This window comes from Allofournierella massiliensis, from assembly GCF_964241245.1.
Classification (GTDB): Bacteria; Bacillota; Clostridia; order Oscillospirales; family Ruminococcaceae; genus Allofournierella; species Allofournierella massiliensis.
Window position 1 is genome coordinate 1 of sequence record NZ_CAXSWZ010000008.1, and the last position, 18,420, is coordinate 18,420.

An 18,420-nucleotide genomic window follows, 5' to 3' on the forward strand; every position below is an offset into this window, starting at 1 on the left:
GTTCAAGCTTCGATATTGTTCAATTTTCAAGGTCCTGTGCCGCTCTCCCTCGCGGGACAGCTTGTTTATTATATCTCGCAAAGTCTTGTTTGTCAAGCACTTTTTTGAAATATTTTTTATCAGCTTTTCAGCGGCTTGCCGTTTTTGACGGCTCAGTTATAATACCACACCTGTTTTCAAAATGCAAGCGTTTTCGACAAAAAAATTCAAAAAAATTCAGGAAGCCATCCAAAGCCTCCTGAAACCTTTATTCCTGCAGCAGTTGCCCCCGTAGATTCTGTAAGATTTTCCGTTCTCTGCGGGAGATCTGCACCTGCGTGGTCCCCAGTACCTTTGCGGTCTCGCTCTGGGTCTTGCCGGAGAAAAAACGCAGAAAGATCAGCTGTCGGTCCTGAGGCGGCAGAGTTGCCAGCACCTCCTGCAGGCTGATGCGATCCGCCAGCTCCTCTTCCGGGGATTCCACCGGGATGTCCACCTCCCGGCCGCCTTCCTCCTCCGCCACCGGAGTAAGTGACAGTGCCGGCTGACTGGCTCGAATAGCCAGGGCCACCTGCTCCGGCTTTGCCTGCACCGCCTGGGCCAGCTGGCTCACACTGGGCTCGCAGCCGTTCTGCTTGATCATTCGCTCCCGGGCAGCACTCACCCGCAGGCCCAGCTCCTTGAGGGAACGACTCACCTTAACGGTGCCCCCGTCCCGGAAAAGCTTTTTGATCTCGCCCAGAATGACCGGCACCGCATAGGTGGAAAACTGCACCCCGCGTTCCTGATCAAATCCATCGTAGGCTTTAATCAACCCCATACAGCCCGCGGAGTATAAATCGTCGTATTCCACGCCTCTGCCCCGGAACCGGCCGGCACAGGCATGGACCAGCCCCAGATTATTTTCAATGAATTCCTCCCTTGGGCCAAGTGTTGTGGGCATTGTTCCCTTCCCCTTTCTATTATCTTATGTAAAAGGGGGATCATTGTTTTGTGCTCAGCGCCTTGGTCATCACCACACGGGTGCCCTTGCCCGGGGTGCTGGTCACCCGCACCTTATCCATAAAGCTCTGCATCACCGCGAACCCCAGCCCGGCCCGTTCCTCCGGATTGCCGGTGGTGAACATGGGCTGCATCGCCTTTTCCACGTCGGGAATACCCACGCCCCGGTCGGTCACGGTGATCTTTACCCCGCCGCCTTCATACAGAGCCGCAGTCAGGTAGACCAGCCCCACCTGCTGGGGATAGGCATGGACGATACAGTTGGTCACCGCCTCGCTTACCGCGGTTTTCATATCCGCCAGTTCGGGCACGGTGGGGTCCGCCTGAGCCAGAAAGGCCGCCAGCGCCCCACGGGCAAACCCCTCGTTCACACTGCGGGAATAAAAGCTGATCTTCATCAGATTATAGGCTTTCATGCTTGCCGCTCCTTTTCTATTGATATTCCACATGGGCCAGATCCAGCATCTTTTTGATGGATTCCGGCGCCTGCTGCACCACCAGCTGCCCTTCGGTGGCCTGCATTCGCCGGGCACGGCCCAAAATCAGCCCGATGCCGGAGGAGTCCATAAAGGTCACCCCGCCGAAATCCAGAATCAGCCGGGCGGGCATCCGGGCAGAAAGCTCCGCGTCAATCTGCTGGCGCAGCATCTGGGCGGAATGATGGTCGATCTCTCCGCTTAAATAAGCCGCCAGCAGATCATCCGCGCTGGTAAACATCACCTGTGCCATTTCCGTTCTCCTTTCACATCCTTTTTTCGGGGCAAAAAAAGACCCCGTATTCTTGGCACTTACCAATATACGGGGTCTTGTGTGAATATTTTGCCGCAACCGGTCAGCTGCGGTGAATTTTTTAGTGTCGTCTCTCCTCTTCAGGAAAGCCGCTTCAGCAGCTCTAGCCGGGCCTGGGCCGCCAGATACAGCGAGCCGCACACCACTGCGCCATTCGGATGGGCCAGTGCCTGATCCAAGGCTTGATTCAGGTCTGCACAGGCGGTCACCTTCGCCTTGGGCGCTGCGGTTCGAGCCAGTTCCGCCAGCTCCTGCGCCTCCATCGCCCGGGGGCAGGGAGGCGTTACGGTGTAAATGGCATCAAAGCAAGAGGCCAGCGTCTCCAGAATCTGGGCAGCCGCCTTGTCTGCCAGAACGCCCAGCACCACCGCCGGCTTCTTTTTGGTATGAGTGCGCAGCACACCCGCCAGAGCTTTTGCCCCCGCCGGGTTGTGGCAGCCATCCAGTATCACCAGCGGTTCCTTGCGCAGCACCTCAATGCGGGCCGGGAAGCGGGCGGTCTCCAGCCCTTTCAGAATGGCTTCGTCGGAAATTTCGTAGCCCTTGCGCCACAAGGCCAGGGCGATCTCCACCGCCATGGCCGCGTTGCAGCTCTGGTGAGCGCCCAGAAAGGGCAGCTCCACCTCGTAACCGCCATAAGAAAACGGGTTTGTCAGCGGCTCAGACTGTTCGGGCAGATTCAGATCCTCCGGCTGGGGCTGCACCAGCTCTGCCTTCTGGCGGATACACTCCGCCACGATAGCCTGCTGAGCCTCGGGGTCCTGCAACGGATAACAAACCACCGTGCAGCCGGGCTTGATGATGCCAGCCTTTTCCTTCGCAATGGCTTCCAGCGTATCGCCCAGCACCTCGGTGTGATCCAGATCGATGCGGGTAATGGCCGCCACCAGGGTATTGTCCACCCCATTGCTGGCGTCGTTTTTTCCGCCCACGCCGGTTTCCAGCACCGCCAGATCGCACTGCTCCTGATAGAACCACAGCAGTGCCGCCGCGGTAACCGCGGTGAACTGTACCGGCTCCTCATCCAGCGTTTCAGCGGCAGCACGTACCTGACCTGCCACCTCTTCCAGCACATCCGCCGGGATCATCTCGCCGTTGATCTGCATCCGCTCCCGGAATTCCAGCACATAGGGCGAGATGGTCAGCCCGGTCTTATACCCGGCCTCCTTTAAAATATTGGCCGTCAGAGTGGACACCGTGCCCTTGCCGTTGGTGCCCGCCACATGTACAAAATCCAGATAATTCTGAGGGTCCCCCAGCTTTGCCAGCAGCTGGCGCATCCCCTCCACCCCGGGCTTGCCGTTGGTGCGGGGCAGACTTTGCAGCCACTCAGTATTCGATTTCGATGCTGGTGTCATAGCTTTCCTCTTCCTCCTTCTGCTGTTGGGGAACCGGCTCCCATTGGGGCTGCGGCTCCGGGGCCCGCCGGGTGGTCTTTCGGGCGGATCGTACAGGAGGCTCATACTGTGACCGGGGCTCTTCCTGCCACTCTTCTTCCTCCTCGTCCTCCCATTCCTCCTGAGGCTGAGGCGCGGGGCGGGCCGCCGGGCGCTTTTTTGCCGGGCGCGGCTGAGGCTCCGGTTCCACAAATTCCCGATCATCATGCCGATGTACAAACAGAATCACGCACATGCGGAAGAACATCAGGATTACCAGCGCCACAAACAGACCCACCAGAAAACCGGCAAAGTCGATCCATACGTCCTTCACACTGGAACCGCGACCATCCACAAAGATCTGAATAGTCTCGTCGGTCACTGCAGTGCCCAGCCCCAGGAACAGCGGCCAGCTTATATGCTTGATAAAATGCCGGGTATACACCCGCAGGCAGAGCATGAACCAGAAGCCCATCATCATAAATTCGGTAAAATGGGCCATCTTGCGGATCACATGCAGGCTGAAGGGGCCAAGGCCCACGGTGCCGGCCACCTCGTTGACCACCTGCTGTACCTGCTCGCTGCGCAGGCTGGACTGCTCTGCAATCTGCAGAGAGTTTTGAAAAATGAACACCACACTGTAAATCAGACAGGCAGTGAAGAGGATTCGAAAAAAGATTGTGAACGGGCTCGTTCGTTTCTTCTGATACAAAAATCCATCCCTCCTAAATGATTGTTGAACACACAACACTTTCCCTTGTGTCTTTCGCCATTATAGCACATCTGTCAAACCCCGGGTGCTCCGGGATTCTGCCTGATATACGAAAAAGGAGCCCGGTTTTCTGCAAACCGGACTCCTTTTTCATGAATTTTTTACAAAATCACAACAGTCGCTCAACCCAGAGCCGCGATGGACTCCTCCACGCGAGCCAGCTTTTCCTGGGCACGGGCCAGCTTCTGGCGGATCTCCTCCACCACATTGGCGGGGGCCTTGTTCACAAAGCCCTCGTTGCTCAGCTGGCGGCTGAACATGCCGATCTCCTTCTCAGCGCCGGCCTTTTCCTTGTTCAGGCGGGCCAGTTCCTTCTCCCGGTCAATCAGCTCCATCATGGGGATGAAGCCGCGGGCCGCATGGGTGATGACCTGCACCATGCCGGCGGTGTCGCCGGTGTACTTCTCGGTGAGGATCACGTCGGTGGCGAAGGCAAACTTGGCCAGATAATCGCCGCCGCGGCGGAAGGCCTCGGTCTCGCTGGTCTCGATGATCATGCTGCTGCGCTTGGCAGGATGCACGTTCATCTCGGCGCGGATGGTACGAACCGCCTTGATGTAATCCATCAGCTTCTCGAAGTCCGCTTCCTCAGCAGCGTAGTTCAGCTCCTCGGTGAATACCGGCCACTGCTCGGTCATGATGGTCTCGGAAGTGCCGGGCAGAGCACGGTAGATCTCCTCGGTGATGAAGGGCATGAAGGGATGCAGCAGCTTCAGCGCCTGGGTCAGCACATACACCAGTACCTTGCGGGCGTTGTCGGCCTCCTCGGGATCGGTGGAGTTCAGGCGAACCTTGGCGATCTCGATGTACCAGTCGCAGTAAACCTCCCAGATGAAGTCCTGCACCTTCTGGGCAGCCAGGCCCAGCTCGAACTTGTCCAGATTGTCGGTGACGGTGCGGGCCAGATTGTTCAGGGTGGACAGAATCCACTTGTCGCTCAGATCCAGCTTGTCCGCAGTGGGCAGACCGGCCTGGAAGTCCTCGGGCAGGTTCATCATCACGAAGCGGGTAGCGTTCCACAGCTTGTTGGCGAAGTTCCGGCTGGCCTTGATCTTCTCGTCGGAGAAGCGCATGTCGTTGCCGGGGGTGGAGCCCAGAACCAGAGTCAGGCGCAGGGCGTCGGCGCCGTACTGGGCAATGATCTCCAGCGGATCGATGCCGTTGCCCAGGCTCTTGGACATCTTCCGGCCCTGAGCGTCACGCACCAGACCGTGGATCAGCACGGTATCGAAGGGCACCTTGCCGGTGTATTCCAGACCGGAGAAGATCATACGACTCACCCAGAAGGTGATGATGTCGTAACCGGTGACCAGAGTGTTGGTGGGATAGAAGTAATCCAGATCCTCAGTCTTGTCCGGCCAGCCCAGGGTGCTGAAGGGCCACAGAGCGCTGGAGAACCAGGTGTCCAGAGTGTCCTCATCCTGACGCAGAGCGCCGCCGCACTTGGGGCAGGTGGTCATGGGCTCGTCGCTCACATGCACTTCGCCGCAGGCGTCGCAGTAGTAGGCGGGAATCCGATGGCCCCACCACAGCTGACGGCTGATGCACCAGTCACGGGTGTTCTCCATCCAGTGGTAGTACTGCTTGTCGAACCGCTCGGGCACAAACTTGATGCGGCCGTCCCGCACCGCGTCGATGGCCGGGCCGGCCAGAGGAACCATGCGCACGAACCACTGCTTGGAAACCATGGGTTCGATGGTGGTGCCGCAACGGTAGCAGGTACCTACGTTATGAGCGTGGGGCTCGATCTTCTCCAGATAGCCGCCCGCCTCCAGATCGGCCACGATGGCCTTGCGTGCCTCGTAGCGATCCATACCGGCATACTTGCCGCAGTCGGCGGTCATGTGGGCGGTCTCGTCCAGAACCTTCACAATGGGCAGGTTGTGGCGCTGGCCCACCTCGAAGTCGTTGGGGTCATGGGCAGGGGTGATCTTTACAACGCCGGTACCGAACTCCATGTCCACATAGGTGTCGGTGACGATGGGGATTTCCTTGTTCAGCAGGGGCAGCAGCACCTTCTTACCGTGCAGGTGCTTGTAACGCTCGTCATCTGGATGGACGGCCACGGCGGTATCGCCCAGCATGGTCTCAGGGCGGGTGGTAGCCAGAACCAGGAATTCGTCGGTGCCCACGATGGGGTACTTCAGGTGCCAGAAGCTGCCCTCCTGATCCTCATATTCCACCTCGGCATCGGAGATGCTGGTCTTGCAGTGGGGGCACCAGTTGATGATGCGCTCGCCGCGATAGATCAGGTCCTTGTCGTACAGATACTTAAAGACCTTCAGCACCGCCTTGCTGCAGCCCTCGTCCATGGTGAATCGCTCGCGGTCCCAGTCACAGGAGCAGCCCAGCTTTTTCAGCTGGCTCACGATGCGGTCGCCGTACTGGTTCTTCCAGGCCCAGGCGCGCTCCAGAAAACCGTCGCGACCCAGCATTTCCTTGGTCAGGCCCTCTTCCTTCATCTTGGCCACAACCTTGGCCTCGGTGGCGATGGAGGCGTGGTCGGTACCGGGCACCCACAGGGCGGCGTAGCCCTGCATGCGCTTGTAGCGGATCAGGATATCCTGCCAGGTTTCGTCCATGGCATGGCCCATGTGCAGCTGACCGGTTACGTTCGGCGGCGGCATCACGATGGTGTAGGGCTTTTTGTTCTTATCCGCCTTGGTGTGGAAGTAGCCGCCATTCAGCCAGAAGGCATAGATGTCGTCTTCCACACGGGCGGGATCATACAATTTTTCCAGTTCTTTCATTGTATTCCCTCCTGTTTGGTTTCTGCCGGGGCAAACAAAAAGGCCGCCCCAGGCGTGTGTTCACACTTGGGACGGCCTGTACAAAACAATACAATACCGCGGTACCACCCAAATTGCCGCCGAAAACCGGCAGCCACTCGGAGCCCTTAACGCGGGCGGCACGGGCAGAGGCTACTGAAGGTTCACCCCGCCTGCTCAAAAGCGACAGCACCCGGCGCGTTCTGCCGGGCTTTCACCTGCCCCCGGCTCTCTTTTCCAAAACGCATTGCCGCGCGCCCTCTTTTTCAGCGCATTTGTAATAATGATTATAGCAACATCCGGCCGCCGCGTCAATCACCGGCGGCGCAAAAGCTTTGCGGTGCTGCCTTTAGCCCAGAGAGATGCCCATGCGGCGGGCAACCTCCAGCATGCCGTGGCCGTCCGGAACCAGGCGGCTCTTGCCGGCAATCTCGTCCAGCGGGTTCTCGGTGACGTGGTTGTTGCGCATGGCCACAGTCACGCCGTACTTCTCGTGCTCCACCAATTTTGCGGCATAGGTGCCGAACTGAGTGGCCAGCACACGGTCATACGCCGAGGGAGAACCGCCCCGCTGCATGTGGCCAGGCACGCAGACGCGGGTCTCGAAGCCGGTCATCTTCTCGATCTGGGCCGCGATGCGGTTGGTGGCGGTGGTGTAGCCCTGCTCCTTGCGGCGGGCGGCACGCTCCTTCTTCTTCATGCGGGCTTCCTCGTTGTCGAAGGCACCCTCGGCCACCGCCAGAATGGAGAATGTCTTGCCCTGAGAAGCACGGCGCTCCACGGCGGCGCATACATTATCAATGTTATAGGGCATTTCGGGAATCAGAATGATGTCCGCACCGCCGGCCACGCCCGCGTACAGGGTCAGCCAGCCGGCCTTGTTGCCCATCAGCTCCACCACCATGCAGCGGCGATGGCTGGAAGCGGTGGTGTGGATGCGGTCGATCACCTCGGTGGCGATGTCCACGGCGGTGTGGAAACCGAAGGTCACGTCGGTGCCGTAGATGTCGTTGTCGATGGTCTTGGGCAGACCGATCACGTTCAGGCCTTCCTGGGCCAGCAGATTGGCGGTCTTGTGGGTGCCGTTGCCGCCCAGGCACAGCAGGCAGTCCAGCTTCATTTCCTCGTAGTTTTTCTTCATGGCGGCCACCTTGTCCACCTGATCCTCCCCGATGACACGCATCAGCTTGAAGGGGGTGCGTTTGGTGCCCAGAATGGTGCCGCCCATGGTCAGAATGCCGGAAAACTCCTCCGGCTCCATCTCCCGCCACTGACCGTTGATCAGACCGGAGTAGCCGTTGGTGATGCCAACGATCTGCACATCATCGCCCATGCGCTGATACAGCGCCTTTGCCACGCCGCGAATGGTGGCGTTCAGGCCGGGGCAGTCGCCGCCGGAAGTAAGAATACCGATCCGTTTTTTCATTGTTCCAATTCCTCCCTCACAGCCCGGCCGATCCGCCGGGAGAGCGGCTTTGGGCTGCCGCCGAAAACCGCATACATTTTCTTTTTTTAGAGTATCGCCCTTTTTGGTGGTTTGTCAATCTTTTTTGCCGAAAAAAGGACTGTAAAAAAATTGAAAAAAAGTAGTTGACATTTTCCCGTTCAGTGCTATAATAAATTATTGTTGGGGCAAACGCTCCGGCAGATGAATATTGGAGAATTGTGTAAGGGTAGCACGACAGACTCTGACTCTGTTTGTGAGGGTTCGAATCCTTCTTCTCCAACCAGAAATAGCAGCAGCCCGCACGCTGCTGCTATTTTTACATCGGGGTGTAGCGCAGCTGGTAGCGCGCCTGGTTCGGGACCAGGAAGCCGTGGGTTCAAGTCCCGTCACTCCGACCAAAAATCGGCAAGCACCGTCAGGGGCTTGCCGATTTTTACTTATTCACTTTTCACTCTTCACAAAAAGTAGTACAGCTTTTTCTTTGGATACCGCCGAAGCCTCGGCTTCTGCGGTATTTTTGTTTGTTCAAATCATTCCCCGGCCAGACTTGTCAATGTATCGCCTGCAATGCGATAGACCGTCCATTCATCCATGGGCTGTGCTCCCAGCGACCGGTAAAATTCAATACTGGGTTTGTTCCAGTCCAGGCACCACCACTCCAGGCGGCCACATCCTCGCTCCACCGCAATGGCGGCCAGCTTCTTCAAAATTGCCTTGCCGTAACCATTGCCCCGGTACTCCGGCTGCACATACAAATCCTCCAGATACAGTCCGGCCCGCCCCAGAAAGGTGGAGAAGTTGTGGAAGAAAAGCGCAAAGCCGATTTCTTTTCCATCCACCACGGCAAAGATGACCTCTGCCTTCTGTTTGTCGAATATCCACTGTTCCAGTGTGGCCTCATCCGCCACCACCTCGGAAAGCAGCTGTTCGTAATCGGCCAGCTCCCGGATGAATTGCAGGATCAGCGGAACATCTTCCCTCCGGGCAAACCGGAATTCAGGCTCTTTTTTCATCTTGATCCCTTCCCTTTTCGTTTTGCGCATACCAATAACCGGCAGCGCCTGCATGAAACAAATTTTATCACAACACAGCAGTGAAGTCCACATTGCTCCCCTGTTCCTCGCCATTGTTTTTCGGTCTGCTGTGCGCCAGTTCGCCATTCAATGACACAATCGCTCCACACTCCCCCAAATTCTCATTTTTTGTTCCCCTTGTGGGCACAGATATGGTATAATAAATAAAATAACAATCTGTCCGGGGCTGGCAGGCACTCGCCGGTTTCCGGGTTCTCTTGGATGTGCAAGGAGGCAATCTGGCATGGATATTATGGTACTGGGTGTGGCCGGCGGTACCGGCAGCGGAAAAACCACGTTGACCCGACGGCTGAAGGAACGCTTTGGAGACCAGATCAGCGTAATCAGCCACGACAATTATTACAAGCGTCAGGATCATCTGACCTATGCCGAACGCTGCCGCACCAACTACGACCATCCGGATGCCTTTGATACCGACCTGATGGTGGAGCATCTGGCCGCATTGAAACGGGGCGAAACCATTTACTGCCCGGTATACGATTTCTCCGAACACAACCGTTCAGACGATCTGCTGGAAATCAAGCCCGCGCCGGTGATTCTGGTAGAGGGCATTCTGATTTTTGCCAGCCAGGAGCTGTGCGACCTGATGGACATCAAGGTCTTTGTGGACACCGACGCCGATGTGCGCATCCTGCGCCGCATTGTGCGGGACGTGAAAAAGCGCGGCCGCACACTGGACAGTGTGGTCTCCCAGTATCTGACCACCGTGAAGCCCATGCACGAACAGTTTGTGGAGCCCAGCAAGCGCCGGGCCGACCTCATCATTCCCGAAGGCGGCAAAAATCCCGTTGCACTGGAAATGCTCATCCACCGGCTGGAAAGTCATCTGAATCAGGCCTGATCTGCACAAATATAGCGGCCCCGCGTCCTTTTTCAAGGCACGCGGGGCCGCTTTTTTATGCTCTGTCCATAGGATTTCGTAAGCAATCAGTCATTCAAAATGATTTCAGCCGCCAGCTGACCCACCTGCTGCATCCGCTCGCGCCCCTCCTCCGGGAAGGAGACCTCCTGATCTCCCCAGTCGGTGAACATGGAGATAATGTAGGGCCGCTCTGCATACACAATGGCCATGTCGTGCAGGGCCTGATCCCAGCTGCCGTATTTTTTCGCTGCCGGGGCCGGGCAATACAGAAGATCGTGATCTGCCGCAAGGAATGCTTCCTGCAATTCCAGCGCATTTTCCGTTCCGGTTTCAAAGTAATCGTACAACGCACGCATGGCCCGGCCGCCATCGGCACCGGTGACCCAGCCGTGGATACCTTCTTCCACCACTTCACATCCCTCCGGGCTGGCAAATCCCAGCTCGGTGAGAAAATCGGAAAAGCCGGTGTCCAGACCGCCCGGCCACATGGCTCCCAGATCATGGGCTGCGCCATTGCTGCTGTGGGCGATCATCGGATAGATCAGATCCCATCCGCTTCCGCTGCCCACTGCAGCATCCAGATCGATCAGCCCGTCTTCATCCCACTGGCAAAGCCACAGGGCATAGGGCGCCTTCAAGGTACTGGCACAATAAAATCCATTGTCCGGCTTGTATGTATAGGTCTGACCCGAACCAATGTCCTGAATCCACACCGAAATGCTGCCGGGCATACTGTCCAGAAGTGCATCCATTTCAGCAGCTTCCTCTGTGGTAATCGGGCGATCGGTTGCCAGCTCCGGCTCCAGTGTAGCCGTTGGCACAGGCGTTGCCGTTGGTTCCGGCTCCGACTCCGACTCCGGGGCCGGTGCCGGATGTGCCTGACTGACACTGCTGCTCTGCGCCGCACTGCTGTCGGTATTCGAAGCCTGCCGCATCATGGAATGGGCCGCTGCCGCAATGACCAGAATCATGATCAGGATCATCACAATCCAGGGCCAGCGGGTACGTTTCTTTCGTTGTTTTCTCGTCTGCGTTTTCATGGTTCCCTCGGGCGAAGCTTTTGCCGCCGCTTCTTCCTCTTTCCCCCCAAAAAACATATCGCCGGCAGGCGAATCACACACCGGCTTGTTTTTAATATTATACTACAATTCTGTCGAAATAAGCCAATTACACAAATTTTTCAATTTCTGCCCTGCTTTGCAGCAAAAGAAAGCCACGCCAGCAATGCTGGCGTGGCTTTCCGCTACTGATACGTTCGATCCTCAGGCGCCCTTCTTCCAGTTGTCGCTCATGCGTTCCCACCAGGTGGGCTCGTAGGTTCCCAACTGCTTGTGGTAAGCCTTTTCCGCAGCGCGCATTGCCTTATCCGCTTTGCGCTGCTCGGTGGTGTAGTTCACCATTCCGTAGCTGTTCACATCGATCTCGATCTCGGGTTTTACCCGGCCGGATTGTGCAGGCATCAAAAACAACATAAAACGCGCATCTCCTTTCAACAGCGTTCGTACCAGCATGCGCACAAGCCCCGGTGGCTGTGCGCGAAAAACGGGGAATGCCTTCGCATCCCCCGCTTTTTTCATTTGAAGAATTTGTGCAGCAGGGTCTGCAACCTTTCGGCCATGCCGGGCCGGTAGGTTCCAAGCTCTTTCTGATAGGCCGCCTGAGCGGCTTTCATCTGCTTTTCGGCTTTTTTCTGCTCCGCGGTCTGGCGGCGGGAATATCCGGTCTCATCGAACTGCCGCATCTCCGCAGCTGTGCGGGGAATACTGCTGTTCACGGATCTCGCCCTCACGCGCTGCGGAACATGGCCTTGATCCGCTCCAGAAGGGTGGGCTTATAAATTCCAAGCTCCTTCTGATACGCAGCCTCGGCAGCCTTCATCGCCTTTTCCGCATTCTTTTCTCCGGCAGAGGCAAAGCCCTCCGTCTCGTTATACAGCTTGGCATTCAGCCCCTGCTGGATCTGATTCGGCCCGTAATTCATAATTCCTACCTCCTCTCCTCGCCTTTAGAATATCACACAGAATTTCAAAAAGCAAGAAGAATTCTTTTGGCCAGATCACCAAAGAGTGGTCACCTGATTGTACATGTCGATGTAGCTCTGGGCGGAAACGTTCCAGCTGAAATCGCAGCACATGGCTCGCCGCACCAGCACCGGCCAACCCTCCTTCTGCCAGTAGCCTTCCTTGGCGCGCCAGCAGGCCTCGTACAGGTCGTGGGCGTTGTACTGGCTGAAGGTGAAGCCATTGCCGTAACCGTCGCCGGAATCGTGGATGGAATCCCGCAGGCCGCCGGTCTCGCGAACAATGGGAATGGTGCCGTAGCGGCAGGCCACCATCTGAGCCAGGCCGCAGGGCTCGGACTTGGAGGGCATCAGGAACATGTCCGCGCCCGCATAGATGCGGCGGGCCAGCGGCGGCACAAAGCCGATGTACACACCCACCCGGCCGGGATGACGGGCTGCCAGATCGCTGAAGAAGGCCTCATAGGCGTGCTCACCGTTGCCCAGGATCACCAGCTGGATGCCCTGCTCCAGCAGGCCCTCGGCCACGCTGCGCACCAGATCCACGCCCTTGTGGCCCACCAGACGGGTGACCATGGCCATTACAGGGCTGCCGTCCTGATCCAGATTGAATTCCTCCTGCAGCGCCTTCTTGCAGGCGGCCTTGCCTTCATGGAAGGTATCCGCGTTGTAATGGGCGGCAATGTTGGGGTCGGTCTCCGGGTTGTAGGAGTCCACATCAATGCCGTTCAGGATACCGCACAGCTTGTACTGCTTCTGGCGCAACAGGCCGTCCAGCCCATGGCTGAACCAGGGGTCCAGAATCTCGCCCGCGTAGGTGGGGCTCACGGTGCTCACCTTGTCGGAGGTCTCGATGGCGCCCTTCATGAAGTTGGCGCAGCCATCGTATTCCACAATGTGTGCATCCCGTCGGCCAATGCCGCAGGTATCCTCCAGAATATCCAGGCCGTATTTGCCCTGATACTGGATGTTGTGGATGGTGAACACGGTCTTGATGCGGCTGAACTTGTCCAGATGGCGGTAATACAGGTTCAGGAACACCGGCACCAGAGCGGTCTGCCAGTCGTTGGCGTTGATCACATCCGGCACAAAATCGGTGTAGAACAGCATCTCCAGAATGGCCCGGCTGAAGAAGGCGAAGCGCTCGCCGTCGTCATAGAAGCCGTACAGGCCACTGCGGCGGAAGTAGTATTCGTTGTCCAGGAAATAGAAGGTCACACCGTCCCACTGGCAGGTAAACAGGCCGCAGTACTGGCTGCGCCAGCCCACCGGAACGCTGAAGTTGGTCACATAGGTCAGCTTATCGCGGAATTTCAGATCACCGTACAGCGGCATGACCACCCGGCAATCCACACCGTTTTTCACAAGGGCCTTGGGCAGGCTGCCCGCCACATCGCCCAAACCGCCGGAGGCGGCAAAGGGATTGGCCTCGCTGGCGCAAAAAAGAACATTCATCGTGTTGTCCTCCTTCAATGAGGGATATATATGGGATAGGGCGGGAGCCGGCGGAATCCCCGGCTCCCGCCCCGGGGAGAGAGATCAGGGAATGTTGCCATTCCCCTCAAGGCTTTATTTATACTGTGTGCCCCTTGGCCACATATACCGGGAAGGTATCTGTGCCGGACAGCTTCTTATCGGCAGTGATCTTCACGTTCTTGTCGGTCACAGCGTATTCCACTTCGGCGCCGGCTTCCACGACGGTGTTCTGCATCAGAACGCAGTTCTTCACCTTCGCGCCCTTCTTGACCTTGACACCGCGGAACAGAACGCAGTTCTCCACTTCGCCCTCGATGATGCAGCCGTCGGCCACCATGCTGTTCTTCACCTGGCAGTCCATGGCGTAGCGGGTGGGAGCATTGTCATGCACCTTGGTATAAATGGGCTTGTCCTCCGGGAACAGCGCATCCAGATTCTTGGGATCCAGCAGACGCATGTTCTCTTCGAAGTAGCTCTTGCGGTCCGCGATACGGGCGGTGTAGCCGGTGTATTCGAAGCCCTGCACATTCAGCAGCTCCAGATTACGGGCCAGAATGTCCTTCTCGAAGTACAGCAGGCCACGGATGGAGGCGTCCTTGATCATGGCAACCAGGCTCTCGCGCTGGATGATGTACACGTTCATGGACAGGTTCTGCACGCCGGGACGGTAATCGTTGGTGAGCAGCTCGGTCACACGGCCATCCTGCAGCTTCAGGGTGTAGTTATCCTCTTTCAGGCCCTGAGGAATGGCGCTGCGCTGATACATCACGGTTACGTCGGCCTGGCTGGCCACATGAGCGGCAATCAGCTCGTTGAAATCAAAGTTGAAGGCCACGTCGGAATCGCTCATGATCACGAACTCTTCCTTCTGATCCTCCAGAAACTCCACCAGGCTGGCCAGTGCTTCCACACGGCCGCGGTACAGCTTTACGTTGGCTTCCGCATAAGGGGGAACCAGATTCAGGCCACCGCGCTTGCGGGTCAGGTCCCATTCACGGCCGGAACCCAGATGATCCATCAGGGAGTGGTAGTTCTGCTTTACCACGATGGACACGTTGCTGATGCCGGAATTCACCATGCTGGACAGCACAAAGTCGATCAGGCGGTAGCGGCCGCCAAAGGGTACGGAAGCCATGGTACGCTCGGCCACCAGTTCCTGCACCAGGGAGTCATGCGCGTTGGGGAAAATAATTCCCAGAGCGTCCGTGTTCGATTTTACCATTGCTCCTCACCATCCTTAACATCTTTAACAACCATTGCCTTGGGGCCAACCTTCGCATTTGCGCCAATGGTCACACCCTCACCCACAACGGCTACGCCCCAGTCGTCCACGTTCTCCATGTCTTCCGGGCGTTCACCGACAACCGCGCCGCTCTTCACGACCACGTTCTCGGCAATAATGGAATACTTAACGGTAGCACCGGGCTCAATCACTGCACCGGGCATTACGATGGAATCCTCCACCACGGCGCCCTCGCCCACCTTAACACCGGCGAACAGAACGCTCTGAATCAGCTTGCCTTCCACGCGGCAGCCCTCGGTAACCATGGAGTTGTCGATCACTGCGTTGGCGCCGATCCACTGGCCGGGCATGCCGGAGTTGCGGGAGTAGATCTTCCAGTCATCGCTCCACACATCCAGAGAAACGTTGGGGTTCAGCAGGTCCATATTGGCATCCCACAGGCTGCTGATGGTTCCCACGTCCTTCCAGTAACCCTCGAAGTGGTAGGCCACCATCTTTTCCTTGCTGGCCAGCATGCTGGGGATGATGTTCTTGCCGAAATCGTTGTCGGAAGCGGGGTTGGCCTCGTCCTCAATCAGGAATTTGCGCAGCTTCTCCCAGGTGAAGATGTAGATACCCATGGAGGCCAGATTGCTCTTGGGCTCCTTCGGCTTCTCTTCAAACTTGGTGATCACGTTGTTCTCGTCGGCGGTCATGATGCCGAAACGGCTGGCCTCTTCCCAGGGCACTTCCATTACGGCGATGGTGCAGTCGGCGCCGTTCTCCTTGTGGAAGTCCAGCATTTTGCCGTAGTCCATCTTGTAGATGTGGTCGCCGGAAAGGATCACCACATAGCCGGGGTTATACCGGTCGATGAAGTTGATGTTCTGGTAAATGGCATTGGCAGTGCCCTTGTACCAGTCGGAACCGGTTGCCGTCTGGTAAGGGGGCAGCACATGAACGCCACCATACAGACGGTCCAAATCCCAGGGCTGGCCATTGCCGATGTACTCGTTCAGCACCAGAGGCTGGTACTGGGTCAGAATGCCAACAGTGTCGATGCCGGAGTTGACACAGTTGGACAGGGGGAAATCGATGATGCGGTATTTTCCCCCAAACGGTACAGCCGGTTTTGCCAGCCGTTGGGTCAGGGCATAAAGCCGTGAGCCCTGGCCGCCGGCCAGCAGCATTGCGATACATTCTTTCATAATTTTTTCTCCCCTTATCGGCGGTTTTTCCGCCTTAATGTGCTGTTTTATTCCAAAGCGCCCAGAAAGAAGCAGTTACTTCTCCTTGGGAGCCGCCTTTTTGGAGGCGGCAGGCTTCCTGGCTTGTTTGGTTCCCGCTGCGGTGGTTTTTGCGGTTTTGGCTGCCGTTGCGGCGGGCTTTTTGGCAGCAGACTTTCTGGCGGCTGTTTTCTTGGCCGCGGTCTTTTTGGGCTGCGCTTTCGCTTCAGGCACGGCCAAGTACACGGTGCTCAGCGGAGGCAGCGTAAGCTGAATGCTCTGATCAAAGCCATGCAGAGGCTTTTTGCGGGTACGCTTGGCCGGGTTGTGCACACCGCCGCCGCCGTACTTCACATCATCGCTGTTCAGCAGCTCCTTGTATGTACCGGGATTGGGCACGCCCATCTGGTAATCCACGCGCTCGATGGGGTTGAAGTTGCAGACCACCATGATCATCTTGCCCTTGGCGTCCCGCCGCAGGAAAGCAATCACCGATTGCTGGTTGTCATCCGGCACAATCCACTGGAAGCCCTCCCAGCTGTAATCCACTTCCCAAAGCTCGGGATGCTCGGTGTAGAAATGGTTCAGATCCCGCACATAGGCCTCCATCTGGCGGTGGCTGTCGTATTCCAGCAGCATCCAGTCCAGGCCCTTGGCCTCGTTCCACTCGCTGAACTGGGCGAATTCCTGGCCCATGAACAGCAGCTTTTTGCCGGGATGCGCCATCATATAGCCATAGAAGGTGCGCAGGTTTGCGAACTTGTCCTTGTATTCGCCGGGCATCTTGTTGATCAGGCTGCCCTTGCCGTGTACCACCTCATCGTGACTGATGGGCAGAACAAAATTCTCGCTGAAAGCGTAGAAGAAGCTGAAGGTCACCTTGTTGTGGTTGCCTGCGCGGAACAGCGGGTCGGTGCTCATGTAGCTGAGCATGTCGTTCATCCAGCCCATGTTCCACTTGAAGTTGAAGCCCAGGCCGCCGTCCTCCGCCGGCTTGGACACCATGGGCCAGGCAGTGGATTCCTCGGCGATCATCAGCTTGTGGGGATGGCGGCCCAGCACAGTGCTGTTCAGCTTGCGCAGGAAGGCGATGGCCTCCAGGTTTTCCTTGCCGCCGTGGATGTTTGCCTCCCATTCCCCGTCGCGCCGGTTGTAATCCAGATACAGCATCGAGGCAACCGCGTCCACACGCAGGCCGTCGATGTGGTACTGCTCGATCCAGAACAGCGCGCTGGACACCAGGAAACTCTCCACCTCGGGCATGCCATAGTTAAAGACCATGGTGCCCCATTCCTTATGTTCGCCCCGCCGGGGGTTGGGATCCTCGTAGCAGGGCGCGCCGTCGTACATGTAAAGGCCGAAGGCATCCTTCGGAAAATGCGCAGGCACCCAGTCCATGATCACGCCGATTCCGGCCTGATGGCACTTGTCCACAAAGTTCATAAAGTCCTTGGGGGTGCCATAACGGCTGGTGGGCGCAAAATATCCGGTTACCTGATAGCCCCAGCTCCCATCGAAGGGGTGCTCGGTCACAGGCAGCAGCTCCACATGGGTGTAGCCCATGTACTGCAGATACGGAATCAGCTGATCCGCCAACTCGGAATAGTTGTAGGGATCTCCGTTTTCCTTCACCTTCCAGCTGCCCGCGTGCAACTCGTAGATGTTCATGGGGCCGTTAATGGGATCCGCCTTTTTCTGCCTGGCTTCCCACTCATCGTCCTGCCACTGGTACCCGTCCAGGTTGTACACCTTGCTGCCGTTGGACGGCCGGGTCTCTGCATGGAACGCATAGGGATCCGCCTTAAACAGAAGTTCGTCACCCGGGGTGGTGATGCAGTACTTGTACACATCATATTCCTGAATCCCCGGAATGAATGCTTCCCAGATGCCGGTGTCCTCCAGCTGCTGCATGGGATGACTTCCCGGCACCCAGCTGTTGAAATCGCCTACGATGCACACCGCTTTCGCGTGGGGGGCCCAGGTGCGGAACACGACCCCCTCCCGGTCTCCCTGCCGTTCCATGTGGGCGCCAAAGAACCGGTAAGCCTCAAAATTGTTGCCCTGCTTAAACAAATATATGGGCAGCTCCGCATGTTTATGTTCTTTCTTCACGCCTGTCTCCCTCCCTGGGGCTTTTTACCCCAATACGTTACCTTTATCATACCATTTTTAAGATATTTTTCAAGTATTTTATGTCATATAGTGCCAAAAAACCATTTTGCATTTTTTTCGTTTTGGCATATTTGCACAATGCTTTTTCCACTTAGTTGGGCAAAGCGGCGGATTTTCCGAACGCTTTCGGTTTTGGGTTTTTCCTACTTTTTTACTGCCATTTTATACATTCTTTTCCCGGCTGGAGCAGAAGATTTTCAAGGCGGACAACCGTGT

17 protein-coding genes and 2 tRNA genes are annotated in these 18,420 nt (G+C 57.1%); 3 read left to right on the forward strand and 16 right to left on the reverse strand.

Annotated features, from left to right (window positions below; genetic code table 11):
• Positions 1-247: 247 nt before the first annotated feature.
• The 7 genes from ACESYO_RS05815 to ACESYO_RS05845 form a co-directional block, all read right to left on the reverse strand.
• Positions 248-922 carry a sigma-70 family RNA polymerase sigma factor gene (locus tag ACESYO_RS05815; RefSeq protein ID WP_058963556.1) on the reverse strand — a complete coding sequence of 225 codons (675 nt, stop codon included), beginning with the start codon at positions 920-922 and terminating at the stop codon, positions 248-250.
• Between the two features lie 40 nt (positions 923-962).
• Entirely contained in the window at positions 963-1,397 is a 435-nt protein-coding gene (gene spoIIAB / locus ACESYO_RS05820) for an anti-sigma F factor (RefSeq protein WP_058963557.1), read from the reverse strand.
• 16 nt (positions 1,398-1,413) lie between these two features.
• Complete coding sequence (locus ACESYO_RS05825; RefSeq protein ID WP_058963558.1) at positions 1,414-1,710, reverse strand: anti-sigma factor antagonist; 297 nt, start codon at positions 1,708-1,710, stop codon at positions 1,414-1,416.
• Between the two features lie 140 nt (positions 1,711-1,850).
• Positions 1,851-3,128, reverse strand: a complete 1,278-nt coding sequence (locus ACESYO_RS05830; protein ID WP_373209575.1) for a bifunctional folylpolyglutamate synthase/dihydrofolate synthase — start codon at positions 3,126-3,128, stop codon at positions 1,851-1,853.
• Positions 3,100-3,858, reverse strand: coding sequence for a VanZ family protein (locus ACESYO_RS05835; protein WP_077138506.1), 759 nt, complete (start codon positions 3,856-3,858; stop codon positions 3,100-3,102). Before ACESYO_RS05835 ends, ACESYO_RS05830 begins: the two co-directional genes overlap by 29 nt.
• A gap of 182 nt (positions 3,859-4,040) precedes the next feature.
• Complete coding sequence (locus ACESYO_RS05840) at positions 4,041-6,668, reverse strand: valine--tRNA ligase (protein WP_346672281.1); 2,628 nt, start codon at positions 6,666-6,668, stop codon at positions 4,041-4,043.
• A gap of 367 nt (positions 6,669-7,035) precedes the next feature.
• Positions 7,036-8,112 carry a 6-phosphofructokinase gene (locus ACESYO_RS05845; protein ID WP_276869923.1) on the reverse strand — a complete coding sequence of 359 codons (1,077 nt, stop codon included), beginning with the start codon at positions 8,110-8,112 and terminating at the stop codon, positions 7,036-7,038.
• 230 nt (positions 8,113-8,342) lie between these two features.
• Between ACESYO_RS05845 and ACESYO_RS05850 the strand changes: the two genes are divergently transcribed.
• Positions 8,343-8,416 (forward strand) — tRNA-Gln (locus tag ACESYO_RS05850).
• Between the two features lie 39 nt (positions 8,417-8,455).
• Positions 8,456-8,531, forward strand: a tRNA-Pro gene (locus tag ACESYO_RS05855).
• 132 nt (positions 8,532-8,663) lie between these two features.
• Here the strand turns inward: ACESYO_RS05855 and ACESYO_RS05860 are convergent.
• Positions 8,664-9,146 carry a GNAT family N-acetyltransferase gene (locus ACESYO_RS05860; RefSeq protein WP_276869922.1) on the reverse strand — a complete coding sequence of 161 codons (483 nt, stop codon included), beginning with the start codon at positions 9,144-9,146 and terminating at the stop codon, positions 8,664-8,666.
• A 304-nt stretch (positions 9,147-9,450) separates the two neighbouring features.
• Here ACESYO_RS05860 and udk point away from each other — a divergent pair, with 304 nt between their 5' ends.
• A complete protein-coding gene (udk, locus tag ACESYO_RS05865; RefSeq protein ID WP_346671914.1) occupies positions 9,451-10,068 on the forward strand; it encodes a uridine kinase in 618 nt (205 codons plus the stop codon).
• Between the two features lie 86 nt (positions 10,069-10,154).
• On the opposite strand, the gene ACESYO_RS05870 is transcribed toward udk, so the two are convergent.
• From ACESYO_RS05870 to glgB, 8 genes are all read right to left on the reverse strand, one after another.
• Positions 10,155-11,186 carry a serine hydrolase gene (locus ACESYO_RS05870; protein ID WP_373211215.1) on the reverse strand — a complete coding sequence of 344 codons (1,032 nt, stop codon included), beginning with the start codon at positions 11,184-11,186 and terminating at the stop codon, positions 10,155-10,157.
• A gap of 165 nt (positions 11,187-11,351) precedes the next feature.
• Complete coding sequence (locus ACESYO_RS05875) at positions 11,352-11,561, reverse strand: hypothetical protein (RefSeq protein WP_058963565.1); 210 nt, start codon at positions 11,559-11,561, stop codon at positions 11,352-11,354.
• A gap of 101 nt (positions 11,562-11,662) precedes the next feature.
• Positions 11,663-11,863: a hypothetical protein gene (locus ACESYO_RS05880; RefSeq protein ID WP_373209576.1), complete on the reverse strand. Its 201-nt coding sequence runs from the start codon at positions 11,861-11,863 to the stop codon at positions 11,663-11,665.
• A gap of 11 nt (positions 11,864-11,874) precedes the next feature.
• Positions 11,875-12,069 (reverse strand): hypothetical protein, encoded by a 195-nt coding sequence (locus ACESYO_RS05885; protein WP_276869917.1) that lies wholly within the window; start codon positions 12,067-12,069, stop codon positions 11,875-11,877.
• 75 nt (positions 12,070-12,144) lie between these two features.
• Positions 12,145-13,563, reverse strand: a complete 1,419-nt coding sequence (gene glgA / locus ACESYO_RS05890; RefSeq protein ID WP_283128581.1) for a glycogen synthase GlgA — start codon at positions 13,561-13,563, stop codon at positions 12,145-12,147.
• 118 nt (positions 13,564-13,681) lie between these two features.
• A complete protein-coding gene (gene glgD, locus ACESYO_RS05895) occupies positions 13,682-14,806 on the reverse strand; it encodes a glucose-1-phosphate adenylyltransferase subunit GlgD (protein WP_058963569.1) in 1,125 nt (374 codons plus the stop codon).
• Positions 14,800-16,017 (reverse strand): glucose-1-phosphate adenylyltransferase, encoded by a 1,218-nt coding sequence (locus tag ACESYO_RS05900; protein WP_058963570.1) that lies wholly within the window; start codon positions 16,015-16,017, stop codon positions 14,800-14,802. The genes glgD and ACESYO_RS05900 overlap by 7 nt, the downstream gene beginning before the upstream one ends.
• A gap of 72 nt (positions 16,018-16,089) precedes the next feature.
• Entirely contained in the window at positions 16,090-18,144 is a 2,055-nt protein-coding gene (gene glgB / locus ACESYO_RS05905) for a 1,4-alpha-glucan branching protein GlgB (protein ID WP_276869913.1), read from the reverse strand.
• Positions 18,145-18,420: the final 276 nt, after the last annotated feature.

Coding starts and splice junctions, on each gene's coding strand:
- ACESYO_RS05815 (WP_058963556.1), bottom strand. CDS start 922: ATGCCCACAACACTTGGCCCAAGGGAGGAATTCATTGAAAATAATCTG.
- udk (WP_346671914.1), top strand. CDS start 9,451: ATGGATATTATGGTACTGGGTGTGGCCGGCGGTACCGGCAGCGGAAAA.
- ACESYO_RS05885 (WP_276869917.1), bottom strand. CDS start 12,069: ATGAATTACGGGCCGAATCAGATCCAGCAGGGGCTGAATGCCAAGCTG.
- ACESYO_RS05845 (WP_276869923.1), bottom strand. CDS start 8,112: ATGAAAAAACGGATCGGTATTCTTACTTCCGGCGGCGACTGCCCCGGC.
- ACESYO_RS05875 (WP_058963565.1), bottom strand. CDS start 11,561: ATGTTGTTTTTGATGCCTGCACAATCCGGCCGGGTAAAACCCGAGATC.
- spoIIAB (WP_058963557.1), bottom strand. CDS start 1,397: ATGAAAGCCTATAATCTGATGAAGATCAGCTTTTATTCCCGCAGTGTG.
- ACESYO_RS05860 (WP_276869922.1), bottom strand. CDS start 9,146: ATGAAAAAAGAGCCTGAATTCCGGTTTGCCCGGAGGGAAGATGTTCCG.
- ACESYO_RS05840 (WP_346672281.1), bottom strand. CDS start 6,668: ATGAAAGAACTGGAAAAATTGTATGATCCCGCCCGTGTGGAAGACGAC.
- glgD (WP_058963569.1), bottom strand. CDS start 14,806: ATGGTAAAATCGAACACGGACGCTCTGGGAATTATTTTCCCCAACGCG.
- ACESYO_RS05825 (WP_058963558.1), bottom strand. CDS start 1,710: ATGGCACAGGTGATGTTTACCAGCGCGGATGATCTGCTGGCGGCTTAT.
- ACESYO_RS05830 (WP_373209575.1), bottom strand. CDS start 3,128: ATGACACCAGCATCGAAATCGAATACTGAGTGGCTGCAAAGTCTGCCC.
- glgA (WP_283128581.1), bottom strand. CDS start 13,563: ATGAATGTTCTTTTTTGCGCCAGCGAGGCCAATCCCTTTGCCGCCTCC.
- ACESYO_RS05870 (WP_373211215.1), bottom strand. CDS start 11,186: ATGTTTTTTGGGGGGAAAGAGGAAGAAGCGGCGGCAAAAGCTTCGCCC.